This is a genomic window from Paenibacillus sp. FSL R5-0341 (assembly GCF_037975235.1).
Classification (GTDB): domain Bacteria; phylum Bacillota; class Bacilli; order Paenibacillales; family Paenibacillaceae; genus Paenibacillus; species Paenibacillus amylolyticus_A.
Genome location: NZ_CP150241.1, coordinates 4,458,452 through 4,482,061 on the forward strand (window position 1 = coordinate 4,458,452; position 23,610 = coordinate 4,482,061).

At 47.7% G+C, this 23,610-nt stretch carries 21 protein-coding genes and 2 tRNA genes; 2 read left to right on the forward strand and 21 right to left on the reverse strand.

Annotated elements, in window-relative coordinates:
• Window positions 1-127 precede the first annotated feature (127 nt).
• Window positions 128-316 carry a DUF6199 family natural product biosynthesis protein gene (locus tag MKX75_RS20005; protein ID WP_082762812.1) on the forward strand — a complete coding sequence of 63 codons (189 nt, stop codon included), beginning with the start codon at window positions 128-130 and terminating at the stop codon, window positions 314-316.
• Window positions 317-464: 148 nt separating this feature from the next.
• A complete protein-coding gene (locus tag MKX75_RS20010) occupies window positions 465-1,688 on the forward strand; it encodes an MFS transporter (protein WP_339166527.1) in 1,224 nt (407 codons plus the stop codon).
• Between the two features lie 39 nt (window positions 1,689-1,727).
• Here MKX75_RS20010 and MKX75_RS20015 read toward each other — a convergent pair whose 3' ends face one another.
• The 21 genes from MKX75_RS20015 to pyrR all read right to left on the reverse strand — a co-directional run bounded on the left by MKX75_RS20015 (window position 1,728) and on the right by pyrR (window position 23,332).
• Window positions 1,728-2,057, reverse strand: coding sequence for a DUF1904 family protein (locus MKX75_RS20015; protein ID WP_062835423.1), 330 nt, complete (start codon window positions 2,055-2,057; stop codon window positions 1,728-1,730).
• 158 nt (window positions 2,058-2,215) lie between these two features.
• Window positions 2,216-2,338, reverse strand: coding sequence for a sporulation protein YjcZ (locus tag MKX75_RS20020; protein ID WP_083679583.1), 123 nt, complete (start codon window positions 2,336-2,338; stop codon window positions 2,216-2,218).
• 116 nt (window positions 2,339-2,454) lie between these two features.
• Window positions 2,455-3,129 carry a hypothetical protein gene (locus tag MKX75_RS20025; protein WP_339166528.1) on the reverse strand — a complete coding sequence of 225 codons (675 nt, stop codon included), beginning with the start codon at window positions 3,127-3,129 and terminating at the stop codon, window positions 2,455-2,457.
• A gap of 169 nt (window positions 3,130-3,298) precedes the next feature.
• Window positions 3,299-3,478, reverse strand: a complete 180-nt coding sequence (locus MKX75_RS20030) for a hypothetical protein (protein WP_339166530.1) — start codon at window positions 3,476-3,478, stop codon at window positions 3,299-3,301.
• 144 nt (window positions 3,479-3,622) lie between these two features.
• The gene (locus MKX75_RS20035) at window positions 3,623-5,179 is read right to left on the reverse strand and encodes a tetratricopeptide repeat protein (RefSeq protein ID WP_339166531.1); all 1,557 of its coding nucleotides are present in this window, start codon (window positions 5,177-5,179) and stop codon (window positions 3,623-3,625) included.
• Between the two features lie 237 nt (window positions 5,180-5,416).
• Window positions 5,417-5,842: a hypothetical protein gene (locus tag MKX75_RS20040; protein WP_339166532.1), complete on the reverse strand. Its 426-nt coding sequence runs from the start codon at window positions 5,840-5,842 to the stop codon at window positions 5,417-5,419.
• Window positions 5,843-6,028: 186 nt separating this feature from the next.
• A tRNA-Ile gene (locus MKX75_RS20045) sits at window positions 6,029-6,102 on the reverse strand.
• Between the two features lie 56 nt (window positions 6,103-6,158).
• Window positions 6,159-6,232: transfer RNA gene (locus MKX75_RS20050), tRNA-Met, on the reverse strand.
• 71 nt (window positions 6,233-6,303) lie between these two features.
• On the reverse strand, window positions 6,304-6,468 hold the full coding sequence (locus MKX75_RS20055; protein WP_017687342.1) for a hypothetical protein: 165 nt from the start codon (window positions 6,466-6,468) through the stop codon (window positions 6,304-6,306).
• A gap of 134 nt (window positions 6,469-6,602) precedes the next feature.
• On the reverse strand, window positions 6,603-8,054 hold the full coding sequence (locus tag MKX75_RS20060) for an extracellular solute-binding protein (RefSeq protein WP_339166533.1): 1,452 nt from the start codon (window positions 8,052-8,054) through the stop codon (window positions 6,603-6,605).
• A 20-nt stretch (window positions 8,055-8,074) separates the two neighbouring features.
• Window positions 8,075-8,938 carry an ABC transporter ATP-binding protein gene (locus MKX75_RS20065; RefSeq protein WP_062835429.1) on the reverse strand — a complete coding sequence of 288 codons (864 nt, stop codon included), beginning with the start codon at window positions 8,936-8,938 and terminating at the stop codon, window positions 8,075-8,077.
• Between the two features lie 2 nt (window positions 8,939-8,940).
• Window positions 8,941-11,853, reverse strand: a complete 2,913-nt coding sequence (locus MKX75_RS20070) for an FtsX-like permease family protein (protein WP_339166534.1) — start codon at window positions 11,851-11,853, stop codon at window positions 8,941-8,943.
• Entirely contained in the window at window positions 11,853-12,962 is a 1,110-nt protein-coding gene (locus MKX75_RS20075; RefSeq protein ID WP_339166535.1) for an efflux RND transporter periplasmic adaptor subunit, read from the reverse strand. Before MKX75_RS20075 ends, MKX75_RS20070 begins: the two co-directional genes overlap by 1 nt.
• On the reverse strand, window positions 12,925-13,872 hold the full coding sequence (locus MKX75_RS20080) for an ABC transporter ATP-binding protein (RefSeq protein ID WP_339166536.1): 948 nt from the start codon (window positions 13,870-13,872) through the stop codon (window positions 12,925-12,927). Before MKX75_RS20080 ends, MKX75_RS20075 begins: the two co-directional genes overlap by 38 nt.
• A 272-nt stretch (window positions 13,873-14,144) precedes the next feature.
• On the reverse strand, window positions 14,145-14,786 hold the full coding sequence (gene pyrE / locus MKX75_RS20085; protein WP_036674850.1) for an orotate phosphoribosyltransferase: 642 nt from the start codon (window positions 14,784-14,786) through the stop codon (window positions 14,145-14,147).
• Complete coding sequence (pyrF, locus tag MKX75_RS20090; protein WP_339166537.1) at window positions 14,783-15,523, reverse strand: orotidine-5'-phosphate decarboxylase; 741 nt, start codon at window positions 15,521-15,523, stop codon at window positions 14,783-14,785. Before pyrF ends, pyrE begins: the two co-directional genes overlap by 4 nt.
• Window positions 15,524-15,626: 103 nt before the next feature.
• A complete protein-coding gene (carB, locus tag MKX75_RS20095) occupies window positions 15,627-18,845 on the reverse strand; it encodes a carbamoyl-phosphate synthase large subunit (protein ID WP_062835433.1) in 3,219 nt (1,072 codons plus the stop codon).
• Window position 18,846: 1 nt separating this feature from the next.
• Window positions 18,847-19,989, reverse strand: coding sequence for a glutamine-hydrolyzing carbamoyl-phosphate synthase small subunit (gene carA / locus MKX75_RS20100; protein WP_062835434.1), 1,143 nt, complete (start codon window positions 19,987-19,989; stop codon window positions 18,847-18,849).
• A gap of 437 nt (window positions 19,990-20,426) precedes the next feature.
• On the reverse strand, window positions 20,427-21,731 hold the full coding sequence (locus tag MKX75_RS20105; protein WP_339166539.1) for a dihydroorotase: 1,305 nt from the start codon (window positions 21,729-21,731) through the stop codon (window positions 20,427-20,429).
• A 126-nt stretch (window positions 21,732-21,857) separates the two neighbouring features.
• Window positions 21,858-22,769 (reverse strand): aspartate carbamoyltransferase catalytic subunit, encoded by a 912-nt coding sequence (locus MKX75_RS20110; RefSeq protein ID WP_139331913.1) that lies wholly within the window; start codon window positions 22,767-22,769, stop codon window positions 21,858-21,860.
• A complete protein-coding gene (gene pyrR / locus MKX75_RS20115; protein WP_017687330.1) occupies window positions 22,769-23,332 on the reverse strand; it encodes a bifunctional pyr operon transcriptional regulator/uracil phosphoribosyltransferase PyrR in 564 nt (187 codons plus the stop codon). The genes MKX75_RS20110 and pyrR overlap by 1 nt, the downstream gene beginning before the upstream one ends.
• Between the last annotated feature and the right edge of the window lie 278 nt (window positions 23,333-23,610).

A 23,610-nucleotide genomic window follows, 5' to 3' on the forward strand; every position in this document is an offset into this window, starting at 1 on the left:
GTCATCAGGAGGAACACACATGAAATTTCTGTTAATTATCATCATTATTATTCTGATTGTAGTCATTTTTTCCAGACGCAAGCGTTAAGATGAGATCCTTTATGTAAGTTAGGAAAGGAAGATGGGTATGAGAACCCTCTTTTTTATATTCATGGTACTGTGTATCATCAATCTTTGTTTCCCAAAATTCGGCTGGTATCTACGGTATGGCTGGATTTCCCGGGGTGAATCCGAGCCCAGCAGACCTTATATGGCTATGGTCAGAATGACCAGCCTGTTGATGTTGCTTATCGCCTTCACACTCGCTATGGCATGAACTATAGACATCCGAAGACAACTGTCCTATTGGGCAGTTTCTTTTTTTTTTTGTGATGAAATGACGGGAAAATGATAACTTTGTTTGTGGTGCAAAGATGACAATGCCCGTAATATAGACATATCGTTTCGGAAAGGACATCATTGGCATGAACATCGCATTTTATCCGTACTGGGCTGCCAAAACGCTGCTCTCGCTCATTAATGTCATATATATCATGGTTATTACTACGTTTATTTATAGTCAGACTGGATCGGTACTCTATGCTGCCATGTTTCCGTTCATTCGGATCATCGCACACATAACAGCAGGATTTAGTTTACCATTACTTGTGAAGCGTTTCTCATTCTCCAGACTACTGATCAGCATTCCCGTAGCCAAAGCATTCCTCATGACTGGGATAGCGATTTCGTTGAACCACTTGACCACACAACTGCCACTTCTGTTGATCGGGGTTGTCATTCTATCCTTTTTGGAAGGCTGGGAATCTCCATTACTGGATACTTTAACGCCACGGTTGGTTCAGGGAGAAGATTTGGCGAAGACCAATAGCCTCCTCTCTTTCTCCAATCAGACGGTGACCATTGTCGGGTTCGCCATGACGGGATTTGCCGTGATGAACTGGGGAGCGTCACAGACCTTCTGGGCAGCTACAAGCCTGTCCTGGGCCGTTCTGCTCTTCCTAATTGCCCTTGGATCGCTCACACGGAATATAGAACAACCCGAGAAGTCGATCGCCACACGGAATGTACTGCGAAAAGGCTGGAGCATGCTTTGGAAAAATCCATCCTTACGACTAATCACATTTATGGACATCGCCCAAGCTCTTGCGAGTTCCATCTGGATCGGAGCGATTACGCTGGCCTTTGCGAAAGAAGCTCTGGCACGAGGAGAAGGTTGGTGGGGATTCATGAACTCGAGTTACGCTGCTGGAACCATGCTTGGAGGTCTTCTGGCTCTTGCTCTGGCCAAACGGATTCAGAAGCACTTGATCGCCAGCATGGCCATCGGTTCTCTTCTCCTCAGCCTGATGACCATCGTTTATGGTCTCAACAGCCTGCCATGGCTCGCGCTGGCGTTATGTATACTTATGGGCCCTGTCAACCAGATTCGTGATATGGCTCAACAGACAGTGTTTCAGAGAAGTGTGCCCGCTGAATCCTTGTCCCAGGTATACGCCGCACAGGGCGTCCTGATCTCCACGGTTATGAGTGTATCCATCGTCATTTTCGGTCTAGTCGTCGATCAACTAGACGTTCGATGGGTATACCTTATCGGTGGAGCCTTGTTTATCGTGTCAGCGATATGCTCTATATCGTTGAACCGGGTGCACAGGAACGAGCATATTGTTAAGCATACGAAAAATATGTAAATCAAAAAGACGAGCAGCATCTGCTCGTCCCTCACACCCTCAATCCAATCGATAATCTGTCAGCGGCTTGCCTTGTTTATAATACAAAGTGGGTGACAATATATTGAAGAAAATATGCACATCCGGCATGTACGCTTCTTCCAGAATAGCCTGCAACGACGATGCAATCCGATTATGAATCTCCTGATCACGTTGAAACATCAAAATCTCTATAGAAGCTGGAGAAGGCGTTAGCGCTTGTACATCATGACGCTCTGCCTTCATTCTCTCCTGTGGAATATGAGTAATTAGGGCCATCTTCTCTGTAATTTGGGGTACAACTTCCTCTAGCTGAGGACCTGTGAATCCTTTAAAGCGAATAAACGGCATTGCTATCCCTTCAATCTCTGTTAATAGTCTCTTATGTGATTTTAAGCACATTGTTTTCAGTTGTCAAATGTCATTGTTAGCATATGTTGCTTCTTATAATAGGAAAAGCCCCGCTGAAGTCTCAGCGGAGCCATTGCCTGCACGATTCTATACGCGACTTACAGCCAGAAAGATTTTGTGATGATCACGAGCAGGATGAAAAGTACGAGAATTGCACTTGTGGAAGTCCATCCGCCGCCAAATCCACCAACATTGCCACAACCGTATCCAACTTGACTCATTTGATTGGCCTCCTTTGAATTTCAAGGTATGCCATAACATATGCGTATTCCGCGGAAGTGACCGGGCGAATCGGCAAGTTCAGCCGCCCATTCATCTGGGATTCATGCCCGGTGACTTAACCGTATGGAACGATGGTAATATTCACTCGGTTTTGTACCGACTTCTGAGATGATGGGTCTGTACTCCCTCTGCCCAAAAGGATTGTACGAGTGCGTGTATCACTTCGGGATGCCAAAACAACTTCTCCATCAGGTGTTATACAATAAGCGATCGGAATGGAGATGTCGCTATCACGGTACGAACCATCCGCATGGCTTGTTCCCATGACAATACATTGATGTTGTAAGGCAATTTTACGTGCCTCTTCGACCCATTCACTATACTGCTCTTCACTGAACATGCCCACACCAATGGAATGCATAATGATATCCACACTTTCTATATTCTCGTTGCGAAATCCTTGCAGGACCAGCTCATCACACAACAAAGTGCTTATTACCCACCCCTGTTCCTCAATCGTCTCAGCAGGTGTATATTTGGCTTTCTCCAATACAATCTCTCCGGCCTTGGTGATGATGATCGATCTGTCCTTTGGACGTTCATCCAGTCTGCGATGGCCTGATACAATCATGGTTCCATTTTCAGCCGCCAACCTGCAAGCCTCTTCAACATTCTGGTTCAGATATCCTTCAGGAAAAAATAATACATCTGCATCAGGATGTTGCTTGAGTTCAGCTTCAAGCTGTAGCAAACGCTGTTCCAGCCTCGGTTGTCCAATGATAATCTTCATCTGGTATCCCCCATTCATAAATAAAAGCCGGTTCATACCTGAATAAGGTACGAAACCGGCTTAAAGGTAGTACGGACAGAACACTGCTCATCGTACTTCGCTTCAAGAGTAATTGTTCTCATGTTATTGCTCGGTGAAACAATTACCTTTACAGTTCAATGGTATGTAGTTAGGCATTTCTACGTTCAATACTATCATAGATGGCCTGTCCATCATAGCTTCGATCTGTAGCGATATCTTTTACAAAGAGGGCGCTGGCTGCTGCACTATTTGCATTTACAGACAGAAAGCTAACTGCACCCACAACCCACATCAATGGATATAATGCAACGGATAAGACTTTTTTCATCTCTTTGTCTCCTTTTCTGCTTAAACAGATGATTGGTTGAATATCCCATTAATACGATTACAACCCAATTAGGTTTCAATTTTATATACAACCATCACTATTTCTAGACATATAGGAGACAGGACAGAACTTCAATTGTTGCGTTCAGCTCAACTCAAAACTCTGGAGTAACGCTACTGCCTCTTCGTGATCGGGTTCCAGGGCGAGTACTTTATGGGTATAGGACAAGGTTTCTTCTTCCAGTTCAAGTTCATAACAGCACACAGCCAAGTCGTACAAGACGGCTGGATTATGATTACTCGGGTCTGCAACCAATGATATCTCCAGAAACCGTTTTGCATCCTCATACATATACATCTCATATAACAGCTGCCCTGCCAGAAATGCGAGACCTCCTTGCTGCTCCATCACATAGTAGGAGGACCACATCGTATGAATACCAGACTGAATATCAAGCATTTCCTCATCACTTGCATCAGGAAGAAGACTGGAAATGTGGGTAGCACTGTGAATCAAGAACTCAGCATCATATCCACCCAGACGCCAAAACGGTAAAATATGCTTCAACTCCATACTTTCTATTCGAGAGTCTACCCATTGTTTCATACTGAAAAAGTCATCCGGCCCAAAACGTTCAACAAATCGATGGTAGGCCAGTCGCGTGTTCACATAACGGATCGGTTCGTCCACCATTAACATGCACCCAACGTTCAGATCTTTATAATGATGTGTTGTGAATCGCGTATGTGCTCCCTGTTGTTCCAAGACATATTGAATCGCATGGTAGTTAGCCGTTAAAGAAAAACTCCCGTGCAGAACGAATTCAGGTGGCTCTGCGAACTTCCAGTTATCCAGTCGATGATCCCCTTTATCAGCGGTAATCAACACATAACCTGACTGAGACAGCCTGTTCAACCGTTCGAGACAGGACAAGCCAATTGCGGGAAAAAGGATGTGTGAATCCTCCAGTTCCTCTTTGTACAATGTGATCAGTTCCGAATACGGATAGTTATCTGCACTGTATTCCGGCGCTCGGCGATACTCATAACTCAGCGTCATGTTCTTCAGCATCTCGGCGGGTTCAAGATCATGACGACGATCCGGAGACTGAACAAGCAGATCGCACTCGTAGATCTCGCCATCCCCAATATAGATTAATTCCTGCGGAATGCTGTCAAAAAAGTAATTGGCAATCAACAACAACGGTTGTTTCAGATCACCCGGCCGAATAACTGTACCCGCAACGACCAGTTTTAGCTCCGTATCTGCTACAGCGTCAAAACGCGCAAAATCCACTATACCTTGTTGAATAAAGGATTGCATGGATGGATGCTCTCTCCAACCCCGCACATTCTCCGCTACGAGATCTGTCAATACATATCTGAAAGGAGGTAAATCTATTCCTGCAAAATCCTTTAATTCAATCAGTTTAAGCAGAATTTGGTGTGCCAAACGCCCTACACCCGCCCCAAGTTCCAGAATAGTCACGGTCTCGGTGATCTGTCCCTTATTCGCGAGGTCCTGAAGAAAGCCAAAAATCATCTCTGCATACGCCGTGGCAATCATCGGATTACTGGTAATATATTGAGGGACCTGATTCTCTGTCCAAGCCTCTAGCCCCTTTTGTTCATAATAAGCTCTCTGCCAATCCCAGACTGGAGCTTCGCTGTAACGAAAACGTTGACTTTCATTTGACGTCATTAAAATGGAAACCTGCTTTCTATCACTAATTTCATAAGATTCTCAGATGTTGACGGACTACTTTAGTTCGAATACCATTCAGTCTCTGTAATGCATTATATCATAGAACCCTGCCTACTCGATGAAGTTCAGTTTTCCCCTTTAACTAGAAAAAAACCTGCTTTTGAGGGCAGGTCTGTGATGTCCTTCATTCAAGAAGAATATTGATCTAATTCATTTAGGCAAGGCCGCTGAGCATTAGTCGGAATACAAGACTCCGTCGAAGTTCTCGGGGCCTACACGGATCGTACCCAACAAGTTGGAACTCACAAATGCAGTGTACGTCAATTGAGGTGTAATTGGTGGGTTGAAGTCATCGGCAGAGAAGGTAATAATCTGAGGTGCCAGGATGCTCAAACTAAATGTGGAAGTTGCAGAATAAATAACAGGATCTGTTGGCGCAGTTCCTCTGACAATTGTGATGGTGATACCAACGAGTGCCAAAGGAAGTTGCACAGACACCGTTCCTTTGAATTGTACCCGTGGGTTAGCTCCAATGCTGCCACCTGTGACTAGACCAATCTGGCCAAATAATTGTGGTGTGTTAATAACCAGGATTGGTATGGCGATTGAGTTAGCCAAACTCGCATTCTGCGAGGTTCTTGCATCAATAAATTGACTCATGAAATCTACCTCCTATGTGTGGGATAGGATAGTATATGCGAGATTTGGTGTACGGCGTGGACATACACTGAATTGCGCAAAAAAGGGCATATTAGAAACACTCTATTACCAAATTACCTTTTTGGCTCCAGCACCTAAATGATGAAGACAGAAAAAAACCCTTGCTAGGCAAGGGTTTTAAGAGTATGGGCCCTACAGGACTCGAACCTGTGACCAATCGGTTATGAGCCGACCGCTCTAACCAACTGAGCTAAGGGCCCTAGACATAATGTATAACGTGCAGATGATGGCTGTGAATCATCCAAGTGAAACTAAATTGCGGGGGCAGGATTTGAACCTGCGGCCTTCGGGTTATGAGCCCGACGAGCTACCGGGCTGCTCCACCCCGCGTCAGTAATAAATATTAAAACAGCGACTTAATTAATATACACCATTCTATCCTAATAAGTCAAGGGGTAATGTCAGGGAATAAATCGAACACCGTAACGACCTTTGCGTGAACGATACACTTCGACTTCTGCCGGTTCATTATGACCGTAGATCCACCCGTCCTGCTCCATTCGTTTGGCCAGACATCCTGCTTGAAATTTGGTTGCATACAACTTGCTGAAATATACCCAGTGCATACCGCTCGTCCTTTCCGGAGTCGTCATTTATTCCTGCTTTTTGTAGAATACCCCATTTCCATAAAAATAGCCGCCAAAGATTAAAATCTTCAGCGGCTATCCTTAAAATGATGATATGACTATATCATCAAATCTCATTGAAACGTAGCTTTAGGATCCTTTTTCAATTTCTCTAACATCTCGTTACCTTTAGCTGCCCATTCGCCAAGCGCTTCTTTTGGTGTCTTTTTGTTCTCAAGTACCTGGTTGAAATATTCCATGCCTTTTTCGTTTACTTGCCATAAGCCTGGGGATTTTTGATACATTTTATCCAGGTTGGTATTCGTTGGTGGGATCGGCTTCAAAGAATAGAATGCTTGAATGTTGTAATCCAGGCCATCCTTTGGCTTGATGAAGCTCTTCCGGGATACCATCTCATAGCTGCTACGTGCCTTGATTTTCGCCCAATCTTCACTGTTCATGTACTTAATTAGTTCCCACGCATCATCCGGGTTCTGAGCGGCACTATTGATTGCCATCAGGTTGCTCAGATAGATGTTGCCGCCGATTTCAGGCGCTTCCGGGTGAACTGGAGGTGTGACTACATCCCAATCTACTTTCGTAAAGTCTTTCATTTTATCCGCATTTTTATTCGCATCAATCAATTGATTAATATAGCTGTAATCACCAATAACCATGGCTGATTTGCCGCTCAGGAACAGGTCACCCTGAACTGGATCATAACGTCCACTCGGATCCTGATCCTGTGGTTCGTCGCCTTTAGGGATAACTTTGTCAATCGCAAGTTTACTGATCGTGCTCCATACTTTCTCCCATTGAGGAGAATCCACAGTCATTTTTTCAGCTTTATCGTCAAACGTCTTCAGCTGCAAAGAACTGTAATACTGTTGCATGGAGTAGTACGGCGAACCGCCCTGATATGTGGTGAAGGAGAAACCAAATACATGGTCTTTACCTTCACCTTTCGTTAGACGGGTACCCAGATTGAAAATATCGTCCCATGTCATGTTGTCCGTTGGCGGTTCAACGCCTGCTTTTTCAAACAAACCCTTGTTATAGAACAAAGCAGAGGAGGAGAAGGTTGGTGTCAATGCATAGATGCTCTGATCCCCAAGATCCTTAATTCCCTCCAGTACACTAGGCACAATATCACTGGTATCAAACTTGTCTTCCTGCATCAATGGATCCAGCTGTTTCACGAGATTCTCCTGAATTAATGATTTGACTGTTGCGGTATCCGCCACGATGACGTCAACCGGGTTATCCCCAGTCATAATCTTCTTCAGACTTTCCATCGTATCCGGGACTTCCGGCTGTTCTTCCGTGTTGCCATACCCATACATGCTGCTCTGATCAACAGCAGCTACAATTTCGATGGTTACATTGGGATGTGTCAATTCAAAAGCATCGGTGAATTGCTGACGGAAGTAACTATCATCCTGTCCTCCCCACAACGTAGCCACACGTAATACACGCTGCTCCGTATCCTTGGCCTCACTTGCCGTACAGCCGGCAATTAGCGGCAGTGCCAGTGTTGCTGTAGCCATAATGGCCAGCACCCGTTTTCCCCATAACTTGTTTTTCATCTCCCAGTTCCCCCTCTTAATTATCTTGGCGGTGTAATAACAATACGTTCACCGTCAAATTCCAATGTAGCCCGGTTATCAATGGATAAGGCCTCCAGATACTCTTTTGGCACCTGAAGCCGTCCTGCACGGTCAATAATGACAAATGCTTCGTGAATGTCCGGCATCCCCGCATCGGACAAGCTATGTTCATCATCCAGATTCGGGTTACGCTTTACAAACTCGGTACTGGTCAAGCCGTCCCGAATCGCAACGATCCGGTCCACCTTGCCAGCAAGCGTCAAGTCATGCGTAACGATGACAATGGTAACGCCGAGTTCCTTATTCATTCTTCTGAAAATGCCCATGATCGTATCACATGTCTCGGAATCGACCGAACCTGTTGGTTCATCTGCAAGCAGAATTTTGGGACGATTGGATAAGGAGATCGCAATCGCTACCCGTTGCTGCTCTCCTCCGGACAATTGATGCAATTTGTTATGCATCCGATCCTTAAGGCCTACCCATTCGAGCAATTGTTTTGCATAAGCACGATCACGCTTGCCTCCCAGAATCATGGGTGTCTCCACATTTTCGAGTGCCGTGAGATAAGGCAGCAGGTTACGACCGTTATTTTGCCAGATAAAACCTACGGTATGACGTTTGTACTCGACAAGTTGGGCATCTGTCATCTTCAGCAGATCCCAGTCTCCCACAACAGCCGTACCGGCAGTAGGACGATCAAGTCCGCCCAGAATGTTCAGCAGCGTGGATTTACCGCTACCGCTGTTACCGATGATGGCCATCATTTCACCTTGATTGACAGTCAGGTTGAGGCCCTGAAGGGCAACGACTTCCACATCGCTGGATTTAAAAATTTTGACAAGTCCTTCGCATTGGATCACGTTTACCTCTCCTCTCCCATTTTGACCGCCTGGTGAACCCGTAGCCTGCGAATTTGCCAGAGCAACATCGTTGCACCAATGACCAGCATCACCACGGTGACCCCATACAGTTGCAACATATCCTGCTGTTCAAACACAATGCGGAACGGAGGTACCTGAGCAGATACATTATCTGTCGTTTGCAGGAATGGCAGGAATAAACGACTGGATACCTGACCAATACCAATACCTAGCAGGATCGACAGTCCCGCTGTGAACACCTGCTCCAGCAGCAGCATGCCGCTCAGTTGTGCCCGGGATAACCCCATGGCTCGTAGCACACCAAACTGCACAACACGACCAGACAGGTTGAAGAACCAGTACAGCACGTATCCAATCAACGAGATAATAACCGAAACCAGGAAACCAAGGCTCAGAATCCCGAATACGCCACCTCTTGACGGATGTTTACCCTGAGATACCAATTCGGTCCGTACGTCACGCACAGACGATAACTCAATGCCTTCTGCTGCGAGTTTCTCCATTAATGGAGCCACTTTGGCATCGGGTTCCATTTTCAACCAGACCTCATAAGGAATCAGAGGCACCTGATCATAGATATAATCCAGATTGGCCACGAAGAATGGCATCTGATCCGGATACTGGGCGGGCCAGTAAGGAATGATCCCGAACACGACGAATTCAATCGCCTGTCCCTGTACACCCATGGAGACGAGATCTCCAGTTTTTAGTTTAAATTTGTCAGCAAATTTGGAAGAGATCAATACAGCCCCTTCGTATTTACCAAGCAAGTCAAGGTACTTGTAGGGATGTGCCGGGAACAGATCGTTGCGGAACCAAGCCACTTGAGCAAAGTCCACATTATCAATCCCGACCAGCATTCCCTGTCCACCCGATTTACCAGAGACGATAATATTGCCCTTGGTCTGCAGCACTCTTGCTGCATGCTCCACACCATCTAATCTGCGGAATACTTCGAATGGAGGTTCAGAGTAGATGACTTTCGATGGCTGAGAAGATCCACCGCCTCCACCTGGAGCACCTCCACCGCCATTTCCTCCGCCAGGAGCGCCTCCACCACCAGAACCGCCGCCTCCGCCTTGTTGACCTCCACCTGAACCACCATTCTGTCCGGAACCAGGCTTAATCTCAGGCGTTCCTTCCCATACGGTCTGCATGATCACATCGGAACCATAACGGTACAGCGTACGCTCGGTGGAATTCAGATCAATGGTCCGGGCCGCAGCCGAGTTATACACCCCAAGTCCCAATGTCAATACGAGCAGGATCATCAACGGATAATAGGAAGAAGATGAACGCGATAGCTGCGTTAATGTCAGATACAATGGGACCGGGAGAAACTTGCGACCGATTAGCTGAATAAGCTTCAATATCCACGGGAACAAGCGCAGGAAGAATAATCCTAACGCAAAGATCGCGAGTGCGGGTACAAAGAACAGAAACGGCTGTACCTGCAGCTGATCGGTTGTCATACCGGTCTGGAAGGTCAACATCTGACGTTCATAGAACAGGTAGTATCCATATCCAGCCAGACCCAGCAACACAACATCCAGGAACCAGCGTTGCCATACAGGAGCGCGGTCTGTACGCGCTTGTCGCCGCTTGGCTGATACAATGGTTGCCCGTGCATAGGTTATTGCAGGGATAAGTGATGCGATAATTGCAACAAGGACCGCTGCTACCCCCAGGAAAATAGCTTCTTTCGATATACCGATCGGAATGGATTTCCGATCTACGAATGACAGGAATCCGCTTGCTGAACCGATACTCTTGGCCATAAACCAACCGAGAAACGGTCCAATAATGAGCGCAATAACGCCCAGGAATATGCCTTCAAGCAGGTAGAGAGAGAAGATCTGCCGAGCTGAAGCTCCACGGCTACGCAATACTGCAATATCACTCTCTTGCTTCTGTAATGACTGTCTGGCGTTCATCGCGATAAAATAAAAGACCATCGCAATCATCGGTGCTGCCAAAGTAAACAGCATGGTCTGCAATTGCAGACTCTGACTGCGGAACTGCTTGAGCAGATCACCGAAGGTAATGTCCACTTTCGTATCTTTCAGCCGCTGATACAGATCGATATCCAGCCTTTCCAGCATGGAAGTCAGACCCGACAACTGGCTGGTTTGAATTTCTTTCAGATCAAAGGCATAATACCAGCGTGAATTCTGAAGTGGAATCCCTTTTTCCTTCAGTAGAACATCATTAAAAACGGATTCATCCACATAAAGTCCATTCATCATGCCGTCAAATCCCTGCACCCAATAAGGACTGTTCGGATCATCTGCCTTGAAGGAACCCGTAATCTTCACACGTAACGTGATATCCAGGCCGCTATACACCGGATATTCCAGAATATCGCCGATATGCAGATCGTTACGGTACATGCCTTCTTCCAGCATGACTGCCTCGATAATATCGTCCTTGACCTGATTGCCAGGTTTCACCCCGGCAGAGTAATTCACCTGTGCATCCAGTCCACTCATCGTACCCATACTCATACTGCGTACCCGGCTGGCGTCCACTTTGGTTGGATCTTCGGGACTCACCTCTGTGCTGCGAATGGATCTGGAATTCACATACGTATGAAAAGGAAACCCGATGTCGCGGGGAACATCCTCACGAATATAACGATCTACTTCGTCCAGACCCCTTGTGTCTGTTTTCACACCACCAGGTGCCTGATAACTCATGAGCAACGAACCCGCTGGCAACCCTTCACTGTTATCCTGTAGCGTCTGCGCGACGACCCGTTTCAGCGCACCATCGGCATACATTGGAATACTGACGGTGAACGCAACCGCCACAATCAATCCGATCAGTGTGCTGAAGGTCATCCAGCGCGTGTTCCACATTTTGCGGAACAGCAGCCGAAGCAATGGCAGCCCCATTAGCGTCCCACTACTTTCTGGCCTACGGTCAGACCTTTCAGAATCTCGACATCCGTCGACGTCTGCTGTCCAACTTCAACGTCCACTTCACGCTTGCTGCCATCACTCTCCACCACTTGCACATACGTTCTTGAACCAATGGAGCGTAAAGCGGATACAGGAATCACAATCGCGTTCTCGGTACGCTGCGTTACGATGGAGACCGATAGAGGTGTTCCACGTTCCACGCCTTTCGGCATTTTCGCAAGTGTAACGATAACATATTGATCCAGAGATTCTTTGACAGAAGGTGTTGCTCCTTCTCCCGATCCTCCTCCACTGCCGCTTCCCGATGCTTCAGCGATAGGCATGACTTTAATTTTACCAGCGACTTTACCCGCCCCATTAATGTCTACTTCTGCCTTCATACCCGCTGAAAACTTCTCCAGATCTTCCTTCGCAAAGGTAGCTGCCACAACCAGATTCGATGTATCCGCAATCGTAGCAATCGGATCATACGCTTTCACCGCTGCACCCTTCTCTACCTGCACAGCAATAACGGTGCCCCCAAATGGAGCAGTCAGTGTGGCTTTGCCCAATTGTTCCTCCAGATCAGCGAGTTCCTGGCGTAGTTCTTCAAACGCAATCGTTGCTTCTTCGAACTCCACCGGGTCCATCTCATCCTTCTTGCGGAGTGTTTCCTTCATTTGAACTTCGGACTTGCGAATAGCAAGTTTCTTACCACGGATCTCCTTCTCTACACTCTCCACATCGAGCACGGCGAGCAGTTGACCCTTTTTCACTTTATCCCCCGGTTTAACATTTAACTCTTTGACATGCATGCCATCGAGCGTGAAGTACACCTTCTCTTCCCGCTGACTCATCATCTTGCCGCTGCCACTTACTTTTTTCTCCAACGTCTCTGTCCGAACCTCATATTCCGGTTTCTTGGAGATCGTTGGCGGCGTAATTGGCGGAAGCACTTCTTCCTCTGTTTCTGACGGCAGCAATGAGCAGCCGGACATCGTTGCAACCATTATCGCACCAAGTACAATAACTGCTGCGCGTTTCCCCCTCTTCGGAGCGGCCCCTTTACTTGATAAATCTGCCGTCCGCCATTTCATAAACATGGTCCGCAACCTCCAAAATTGTAGGATCGTGTGTAGTCATACATATCGTTACTTGTTCTACTTCAATAATATTGCGGAATACCGCCATGACCTGTGCGCCCATCTTGGAATCCAGTTCCGCCGTAGGTTCATCCGCAAGCAACAATCTGGGTCTATGGGCAATCGCCTTGGCTATAGCCACACGCTGCTGCTCTCCCCCGGACATTTCAAAAGGACGGTGCTTCACACGTTTGGATAGTCCAACCAGATCCAGACAATGGCCAACCCTGTCCTTCCACTCTGCTCGCGGTACATCCGCCATGCGCAGCGACAGCTCTACATTTTCCCAAGCAGATAATAAGGGCATGAGTGCATACGCCTGAAAAATAAAACCGATCTCCTTGCGCCGCAAAGCTGTTCGCCGCCGATCTCCCCAATCCTGTAGAGGCTGACCGGAGAACAGGATGTCTCCGCTTGAAGGCTGATCCAATCCACCGAGCATATTCAGCAGCGTTGTTTTGCCTGAGCCTGATCGCCCCTTCAGCATGACCAGTTGTTGCTGATTCACTTCCATATCAATGCCTTTGAGCACATGGATGATGCGACTGCCTGTCTGGAAACTGCGATGTACGTTACGCACCTCCAGTACAGGTCCATCATATAGAGGCAGCATATCCTTCTTTGGTTTGATCTTTTTTTGGGGTTCATCAACGGTAGTAACAGCAGCCGCAGCCACTTCATCCGAAACGATTTCACTTTCAGGTGAACGAGGTTCACTCGTCGGGGGAACGTTCTCATTGTTGTATGTATTTTCTCCCGATTCTGTCGATGCCTCCAGCGGTGTTTCCCCCTGTTGATGTTCATCGCCTGACTGGCTCTTGGCAGGTCTTTTTCTGAGAAATAAATTCTTCATGCCAGCAATCACGCTCATCCTTTCTTGATATCCCGTTCACTTCTTCAAAAAACCTAAAATTAGAAATCTGTTCCATGCTACACTGAATTATAAACGACCGATCACAACTAAAAGTTACAAGCTTTTTACAACGGTAGAGTGAAAAAGTTAATATTTTGATGAACAAACGAAAAAAGCACCCCAAAGTGCGGGATGCCTCTTGTATATTCGATGGTTTTGCCGTTATGACGGCAATCATTACAATTTTGATACCGTTCATTCCTGAACATTTTTTCGAGGTATCAATGATATTATTTACCAAATGAAGAAGGATCTTCACGCCAGGATTTAAGCAATTCAAAATCACTCTCCTGAATCGTTCCCTGAGCCAAAGCTACATCCATCAGAGCCGTATAATTGGACAGCGTCTGAAGTGGAATTCCAGCATCTTCGAATGCTTTAACACCTTTGTCCAGCTGATAGCTGAAGATCGCAAGCACGGCGAGAGGTGTTGCACCTGCTACGCGTACAGCTTCGGCTGCTTTGATCGAGCTTCCACCTGTGGAGATCAGATCTTCAATAACAACCACTTTCTGTCCTTCGGTAATCAGACCTTCAATCAGGTTCTCCTTACCATGTCCTTTCGCTTTATCCCTAATGTAAGCCATCGGCAGATTCAGCTTCTGAGCTACCCATGCAGCATGCGGAATACCTGCGGTTGCCGTACCTGCGATGACTTCTGCATCTGGATACTGGTTACGAATGATTGTTGCAAAAGCTTCAGCGATATCGTTGCGAATCTCGGGGTAGGACATCGTTAAGCGATTATCACAATAAATTGGTGATTTGATGCCGGATGTCCATGTAAATGGTTGTTGCGGACGCAACGCCACGGCTTTAATTTTTAACAGTTGGGAAGCAATATGATTTGGAATCTCATTCAGTTCGATCATGCGTTCAACATCTCCTTCAAAATGGTTTCTGCCGCTTCACGCGGATTGGAAGCGCCTGTAATGGGTCTGCCTACAACAATGTAATGACTGCCTCTGGCAATAGCTTCACCTGGCGTCAAGACGCGTGTCTGATCTCCCAGACCACTACCCGCTGGACGAATTCCTGGAGTAACGGTGTGAAAAGCACTGCCGCACGCTGCCCGAATTGCGGGCACTTCCAGTGGAGAAGCAACAACCCCATCCAGGCCGGCCTCTTGGGCTAGTCCTGCATAACGAACCACAGCAGCTTCCACACTTCCCGGAATGCCAATCTCGGTATTCATTGTTTCCAGGCTTGTACTGGTCAATTGGGTCACTGCAATGATCTCAGGCTTGTTAAGGGAAGGATCGGCAGCGATCGCCGCCTCAGCACCTTCACGTGCAGCACGCATCATGAGGGTTCCCCCCGCTGCATGTACATTGAACATGTCTACCCCAAGACGTGTGATACTCTCAGCACCGCCACGAACGGTGTTGGGAATATCATGCATTTTCACATCCAGAAAAACGGAGTAGCCTTTGGATTTCAGCTCCCGAATAAAGTCCGGTCCTGCTGCGTAGAACAGCTGCATGCCCACCTTCAGATAACAGGGAATGCCTTCAAGAGCTTGTACCAATGCTTTCGCTTCTTCAGCTCCAGGGTAATCCAGTGCCACCATCAGACGGCCAGCCATTTCATTGAAATTCGTGTGATTCATCACCAGCGCTCCCCTCCACTTGCTCATTTTTTCCGTTTTTGCCCGATATAAAGGACATCCCGCCAGCCCGCAGGCTGACTGATGTCCTTCATCAGAGAGTTATTTATTTTACAAAGACAGGCATTGCTTCCGAAGAGAAGTTGATCGTTTGCAGCATGATCAGCAGCGCACGAATCGTATCCAATGAAGTCATACATACAATGCCGTTTTCTACCGCTTCACGACGGATACGGAATCCATCACGCTGCGGTGTTTTGCCTTTGGTCAGTGTGTTGAAGACAAAGTTCGCTTCGCCGCTACGGATCATATCGAGAATGTTCGGCGAACCTTCACTTAATTTGTTCACAGTCGTTACCGGAATGTTCGCTGCTTCAAGCGCAGCTGCTGTTCCCCCGGTAGCCATGATTTTGTAACCCAGTCTGTAGAAACCTTCGAGCAAAGGAACCGCTTCGTCCTTGTCTTTGTCTGCTACAGTTACTACGATCGCTCCGGTTGCCGGAATTTTCATTCCTGCGCCGATGAGACCTTTGAACAACGCTTTAGCGTAATTCGGGTCACGGCCCATAACCTCACCTGTAGACTTCATCTCAGGTCCGAGGGTTGGTTCAACACGACGCAGCTTCGCGAAGGAGAAGACCGGAACTTTGACCGATACATGATCCGATTCAGGCCACAGTCCATCGACATAGCCAAGATCTTTCAGTTTCACACCCAGAATGGCTTGTGTTGCCAGGTTCGCCATCGGAATGTTGGTTACTTTGCTCAGGAATGGTACGGTACGGGATGAACGCGGGTTCACCTCGATAATGTACACTTGGCCATCATGGATAACAAACTGGATGTTGACCAGACCGACCGTTTTCAGTTCTTTTGCAATTTTGATTGTAATCTCTACAATTTTCTCTTTCATATCCTGGGACAGGTGTTGAGGAGGATATACCGCGATGGAGTCACCAGAGTGAACCCCTGCACGCTCGATATGTTCCATGATTCCTGGAATTAATACCGTTTCACCATCACAGATGGCGTCAACCTCAACTTCTTTACCCATCATATAACGGTCGATCAGGACCGGATGCTCCGGATTGATTTTAACCGCCTGTTCCATGTATGTCAGCAATTCTGCATCGGAGTATACAATCTCCATCGCACGACCGCCGAGTACATAGGAAGGACGAACCAGTACCGGGTAGCCCAGGCTTTGAGCTGTTTCTACCGCGTCATCAACGGAAATGACCGTTTTACCTTTCGGCTGTGCAATCTCCAGACGGGAGAGCAGACGCTCGAACTTCTTGCGGTCCTCCGCCTCATCGATGCTTTCCAGATCCGTTCCGAGAATGGTTACACCTGCATTACGCAGTGGTGCTGCCAAGTTGATAGCTGTTTGACCACCAAACTGTACGATAACCCCTACTGGTTTCTCCTGTTCAATCACGTTCATGACATCTTCGAAGAAGAGCGGTTCAAAGTACAGGCGATCGGATGTATTAAAGTCCGTAGACACCGTCTCCGGGTTATTGTTGATAATAACTGCTTCATAGCCTGCTTTTTGCAATGCCCATACTGCGTGAACAGTAGAGTAGTCAAACTCAATCCCTTGACCGATCCGGATTGGTCCTGAACCCAGCACCACAACTTTTTGCTTGTCTGAAGGGATAACTTCATTCTCTGTCTCGTAAGTTGAGTAGTAATATGGCGTTGTTGCTTCGAACTCAGCCGCACATGTATCTACCATTTTGTACACTGGGCGCAGGTTCTCTGCTTCCCGGCGAGTTCTAACTTCCGCTTCAGTTGTTAATGTGCCTCCAGGTTGACCTTGCGCACGCAGTTCCGCAATGGCACGGTCTGTGAATCCAAGGCGTTTCGCTTGATACAGAATGTCAGAAGACAATTCGGATTCTTCACGAATGCGATCTTCGAATGCGATCAGACCTTCGATTTTGTCCAGGAACCACCAGTCGATCTTGGTCAGATCCTGTAGTTGTTGCAACGTGTAACCTCTGCGGAATGCCTCGGCAATCAGGAAGATACGCTCATCATCTGCTTTGATCAGACGCTCGTTCAGGGTAGCTTCGTCCAGCGTTTCGGCATCCTTCAGGTAGAGGCGATGTACGCCAATTTCCAGGGAACGAACTGCTTTGTGAATCGACTCCTCGAATGTCCGGCCAATCGCCATAACTTCGCCTGTTGCTTTCATCTGAGTTCCCAGTTTACGGTTCGCTGAGATGAACTTGTCGAACGGCCAGCGAGGAATTTTGCTCACGATGTAATCCAGTGTAGGCTCGAAGCAAGCATACGTTTGGCCTGTTACTGGGTTCACGATTTCATCCAACGTGTAGCCCATGGCAATTTTGGCAGCCATTTTGGCAATCGGATAACCCGTTGCTTTGGAAGCCAGAGCTGATGAACGACTTACCCGTGGATTTACTTCGATAACATAGTATTGGAAGCTGTGTGGGTCCAGTGCAAACTGTACGTTACATCCACCCTCGATATTCAGGGCACGGATGATTTTCAGGGAAGCTGAACGCAGCATTTGATATTCACGGTCCGACAGAGTTTGGCTTGGTGCTACGACGATACTGTCGCCTGTATGAACCCCTACCGGGTCAAAGTTTTCCATGTTGCAGACAACGATACAGTTATCGTTTTTGTCCCGCATCACTTCATACTCGACTTCTTTCATGCCTGCAATGCTCTTCTCGACCAGACATTGCCCAATCGGGCTGTAACGAATTCCCGCTACCACCGTCTCGCGCAGCTCTTCTTCGTTCGCACAGATTCCGCCGCCTGTTCCGCCCAGCGTATAGGCTGGACGTACGATAATTGGATAACCAATCTCATTTGCAAATTCAAGTGATTCTTCAAGTGTCGTCACGATCACACTCTCAGGTACAGGCTGTTCCAATTCACGCATCAGGTCACGGAACAGATCACGATCTTCCGCTTTCTCGATGGAAGTCAGCTGTGTTCCGAGCAATTTCACATTTTCACGTTCCAGCACGCCTGCACGTGCCAGTTCTACCGCCATGTTCAGACCTGTCTGACCACCCAGTGTTGGCAGCAAGCCGTCTGGACGCTCTTGACGAATGATTTGGGTTACAAAATCCAGTGTGATGGGCTCAATGTATACTTTGTCAGCCATGTTTGTATCCGTCATAATGGTAGCCGGGTTGCTGTTGATAAGTACAACTTCCACGCCTTCTTCTTTCAGAGCCTGGCAAGCTTGTGTGCCGGCATAGTCGAACTCGGCCGCTTGACCGATGACGATTGGACCGGAACCAATCACCAGGATTTTTTTGAGATCTTTGTTAATCGGCATGTTATTGTGCTCCTTTCACTGCGGCTGCCAATACGGCTTGACGCGGCTTTTGCGGGTTAGTGATCTTGTGCTCGCGAATCATCTCGATGAAGCGGTCAAACAGATAGCTGTTGTCGTAAGGACCCGGGGCTGCTTCAGGGTGATATTGAACCGAGAATGCCGGGAATGATTTATGTTTCAGACCTTCAATGGTCTTATCGTTATTGTTGATATGTGTAACTTCCAGGTCTGTACTCTTCACAGACTCTTCGTTTACGGTAAATCCATGGTTCTGGGATGTGATGAAGCAACGTCCGCTCTCGAGTTCTTTCACCGGGTGGTTTCCTCCGCGATGTCCAAACTTAAGTTTTTCGGTGTCTGCTCCTGCCGCAAGTGCGAACAATTGGTGACCCAGGCAGATGCCGAAGATCGGATATTCGCCAAGCAGTTCACTGATCATTTTAACTGCGTGAGGTACGTCTTTCGGGTCCCCAGGGCCGTTGGACAGTTGAATGCCGTCCGGGTTCAGGCGACGAATCTCGTCTGCTGTTACATCGTGTGGAACAACAACAACGTCACAGTTACGTTTGCTGAGTTCGCGCAAGATTCCTGTTTTCGCACCATAATCCACAAGCACAATACGTTCAGCCGTTCCCGGGCTGTTGTAGACATGCTCCGTAGAAGTCATAGGCACCTGGTTACGCAGCTCGGCGATCGTGGTATCTCCCATCATCTCCAGCAGTTCTTCCACAGGCTTCGATCCTGTTGTGAGAATTCCCTTCATTGTGCCGTGGTGACGAATCCGGCGAGTCAACATGCGTGTATCAATTTCGCTGATTCCTACGATGCCGTATTCCTTGAGCAGATTGTCTACGCTATATTCCGCACGCCAGTTGCTTGGCGTTGGCTCATGACGACGCACGACGAAACCGTGTACGTATGGACGAATCGACTCAAAGTCATCACGCGTAATGCCGTAGTTTCCGATCAGCGGATACGTCATGGTTACGATTTGACCGCAATAGGAAGGATCCGAAAGCACCTCTTGATAGCCTGTAATTCCCGTATTAAAAACGACCTCACCTGTCGTTTCACCTTCAGCACCGAATGCTTTCCCGGTGAACAGTGTGCCGTCTTCCAACAATAATCTTGCCTGTGCCTGCATCCCATTTCACTCCTCTGTGTTTATCAACGTTGAATACTTTGAGTTGAACATGGGGGACGTTACGTACGGTGTGGCTCCGTGGGCAGAAGACCCTTTGATCGCTGTTATCCCCGGATTACTTTTTATCATTTTTCAAATGATGTAATCCGGTGATAAAGGCGAACGCTTTGCTTCTTCGGGTTCTTTCTGCCCACTACGCAGTTACGTTGGTGTCCCACGTTCAAAATCATGACATTCAACTTTGCTTGTTTCGTATATTGGACTCTCGGCATAAATCTGCCTCGAGTTAGTTGTAAAGATGTTACTGGTGTAAAAGTTGAAGATTACGTTTTAGAGTTAAAAAGATTTGTTATTTTAAAAAGTTCAGAATTACTGTTACTGATTTAAAGAGTTAAAGATATAGAGTTACTAATTTATCAATTTACTAAATTACCGTTTTACTGTTGTACCGTGTTATTCCACACGCTTTTGCCATCCACCCATGTTTGTACGGCCCAGCCTTTCAGCTTCCAGCCTGTGAATGGTGTGTTTCTTCCTTTGGTGGCAAACGTTGCAGGATCAACTGCTTTTTCCTCGTTCAGGTCAATCATCGTGATATCCGCTGGTGCTCCCTCTTCCAGTTTGCCTGTATCCAGTCGGAATACACGTGCCGGATCAGCAGTCATGCGCTTAACCAGGAAGTCCAAGCTCCACAGTCCTGTCTCAACAAACTTCGTGTACAGCAGTGGGAAAGCTGTTTCGAATCCAACGATTCCGAAAGGTGCCAACTCCATGCCTTTAGCTTTCTCTTCTTCACTGTGTGGCGCGTGATCGGTTACGATCATGTCCAGCGTACCGTCCAGCAAACCTTCGATACACGCCTGCACATCACGTGGTGAACGTAGTGGCGGGTTCATTTTCCAGTTGGCGTCCATACCCGGGATATCTTCATCCGACAACACCAGATGGTGTGGACACACCTCAGCAGTTACTTTAATGCCGATGGACTTCGCCAGACGGATCAGGCGAACCGACTGTTCTGTACTTACGTGGCAAACGTGGTAATGAACTCCCGTTGCTTCAGCAAGCAGGATATCACGGCCAACGTGGATGGCCTCGGATTCATTTGGAATCCCTTTGATGCCGTGACGCTTCGAAAACTCGCCTTCCGTCACATATCCACCGACAACCAGTGAGTCATCTTCACAATGTGCGATCACGGGCATATCCATGCTAGCGGCGAGGCTCATAGCATCTTTCATCATTTGAGCGTTTTGTACGCCTACACCGTCATCCGTGAATCCGATAGCCCCTGCTTCTTTTAATGCGGCAAAGTCGGTAAGTTCACGACCCAGTTCGTTTTTCGTAATGGCTGCATAAGGCAGCACTTTAACCAGATCAGCTTCTTTGGCTTTATCCAACACCAGTTTCACAACTTCCGCTGTGTCTGTAACTGGTCTCGTGTTCGGCATGCAAGCGATCGTTGTAAAACCACCTTGTGCTGCTGAACGGGCACCTGTCTCGATCGTCTCTTTGTGTTCGAATCCAGGTTCACGCAGATGCACGTGCATATCGATCAATCCCGGAATGACCAGTTTGCCTGATGCGTCTGTCACACTATGCGCTGACTTTTCGGCATCGAGTACGGCTTGGTCTTCCAGACCAGCGATTTTTTTAATTTTACCTTCATCTATAATGATGGTTTTCCGTTCAAGTTCCCCTTTTTGGTTCAAGACGTTTGCATTCTTTATAATCTGTAGCATAATTGCCCTCCGCTTCGGTTCTGTCCGGCTTACCAGGCAAGCCGGATGATTTTCTTTATCGTGTACTCTCTTATTGCTCTATAAGAACTACCGTACCGTCAGCCTATGACCCACAGCCAGACCCTGTTACAGTTTCATAGCACGTTCCATAACCGCCATGCGGATGGGAACGCCGTTTGCCATCTGCGGGAAGATCCGCGATGCTTCACTCTCCACAACCGCGTCATCTACCTCGACGTTGCGATTCACAGGAGCAGGGTGCATGATAATGGTGCTAGGTTTTAGACGTGATGCCCGTTCTTCCGTCAATCCGTAGTGTTCGCGATAATCCTCAGCTGAAGTAATTAAGCCATGTTGATGACGTTCCAGTTGAACACGGAGCATCATGACTACATCTGCATCCAGCGCTTCTTCAAGACCGACATAAGGAGCATGCTCTGCGAGTTCAGGTGCCTGCATCGTTTGTGGTGCACAGAAGCGTACATCTGCGCCAAACTTTTGCAGTGCCCACAGGTTGGAGCGCGCTACGCGGCTATGCAGAATGTCGCCAATGATGGAGACACGCAAGCCCTTCAGTTCGCCAAATGCTTTCCTCATCGTGTAGAGGTCCAGCAGTGCCTGTGTAGGATGCTCATTGTTGCCGTCTCCGGCGTTCACGAGCGGAACACTCACTTTCTGAGCCAGTTGTTGCAGAACGCCTGCCGGTTTCAACCGGATCACCCCTGCATCAATGCCCATCGACTCAAGTGTGCGTACCGTATCGTAGATGGACTCTCCTTTTTCCACACTGGATGCGGCTGCCGTAAAGTTCAGCACTTGTGCGCCCAGTCGTTTCTCTGCCATTTCGAAGGAGAAACGGGTACGTGTGCTGTTCTCGAAGAACATGTTCGCAACGAAGCGTGATTCCAGTACAGGAACGAGTTTTTCTTTCTGTGCTTCCCAGTGAGCTGCCCTGTTCAGAATCGACTCGATCTCTCCTCGGCTTAGTTCCTTCAGTCCAAGCAAGCTCCGGTCTCTCAATGCTGGTTGTGTAATCATCATGCTTGCTCCCCCCGGTTCTGAGTGATTTTGACTTCGTCCTGTCCGTCCGTTTCCATGAGTGCAACCTCGATCTCCTCTGATTTGGAAGTCGGCACATTCTTGCCAATAAAATCAGGTCGAATCGGAAGTTCCCGGTGTCCGCGGTCTGCGAGTACAGCCAGCTGAATGTTCTGCGGTCTTCCACAGTCCATCAGGGCATCCATTGCTGCGCGAATGGTACGTCCGGTATAGAGCACATCATCGAACAAAATCACTTTTTTGTTATGGATCGAAAGTGATTCAGGTGTCATAATCAACATTTCCTTGCGATTCGCTTTATTTTCATCCAAGCGGTCATCGCGGTAAGGAGTCACATCCAGTTCTCCCCAGGGTACTTTGGCGCCTTCGATTTCTTCAATCTTGGCCGCGATCCGTTCTGCCAGGTAGACCCCGCGTGTACGGATACCGACCAACACACAATCGTCGATTCCTTTGTTTTTCTCCAATATCTCATGGGCAATCCGTGTTAATGCGCGGCGGATCGCCGTCTCATCCATAATGACATGTGTCTCTGTGCTCATGCGTTCAGCCTCCTCAGGATTTCCCTTCAGCATCATGGCCCCGTGACGAGGAGAACAAAAAAGACTCCTTGCCGTGTTTATTGGCAAGGAGTCTCCGAACTTCAGACCGCTCTGAAGAAAGTTTACTCTCGGGGATGCATCGCTTCATTTGCCGCAGCAAAAAACGATGTATCGTTCACGTTACCTTGCCAGTCTCACGGGACTGATTTAAAGGTGCTATTCATGTCGTTCATATTGCAGGACCTCACAGGGTTCTGTAATCAATATGTCCGTTTGTC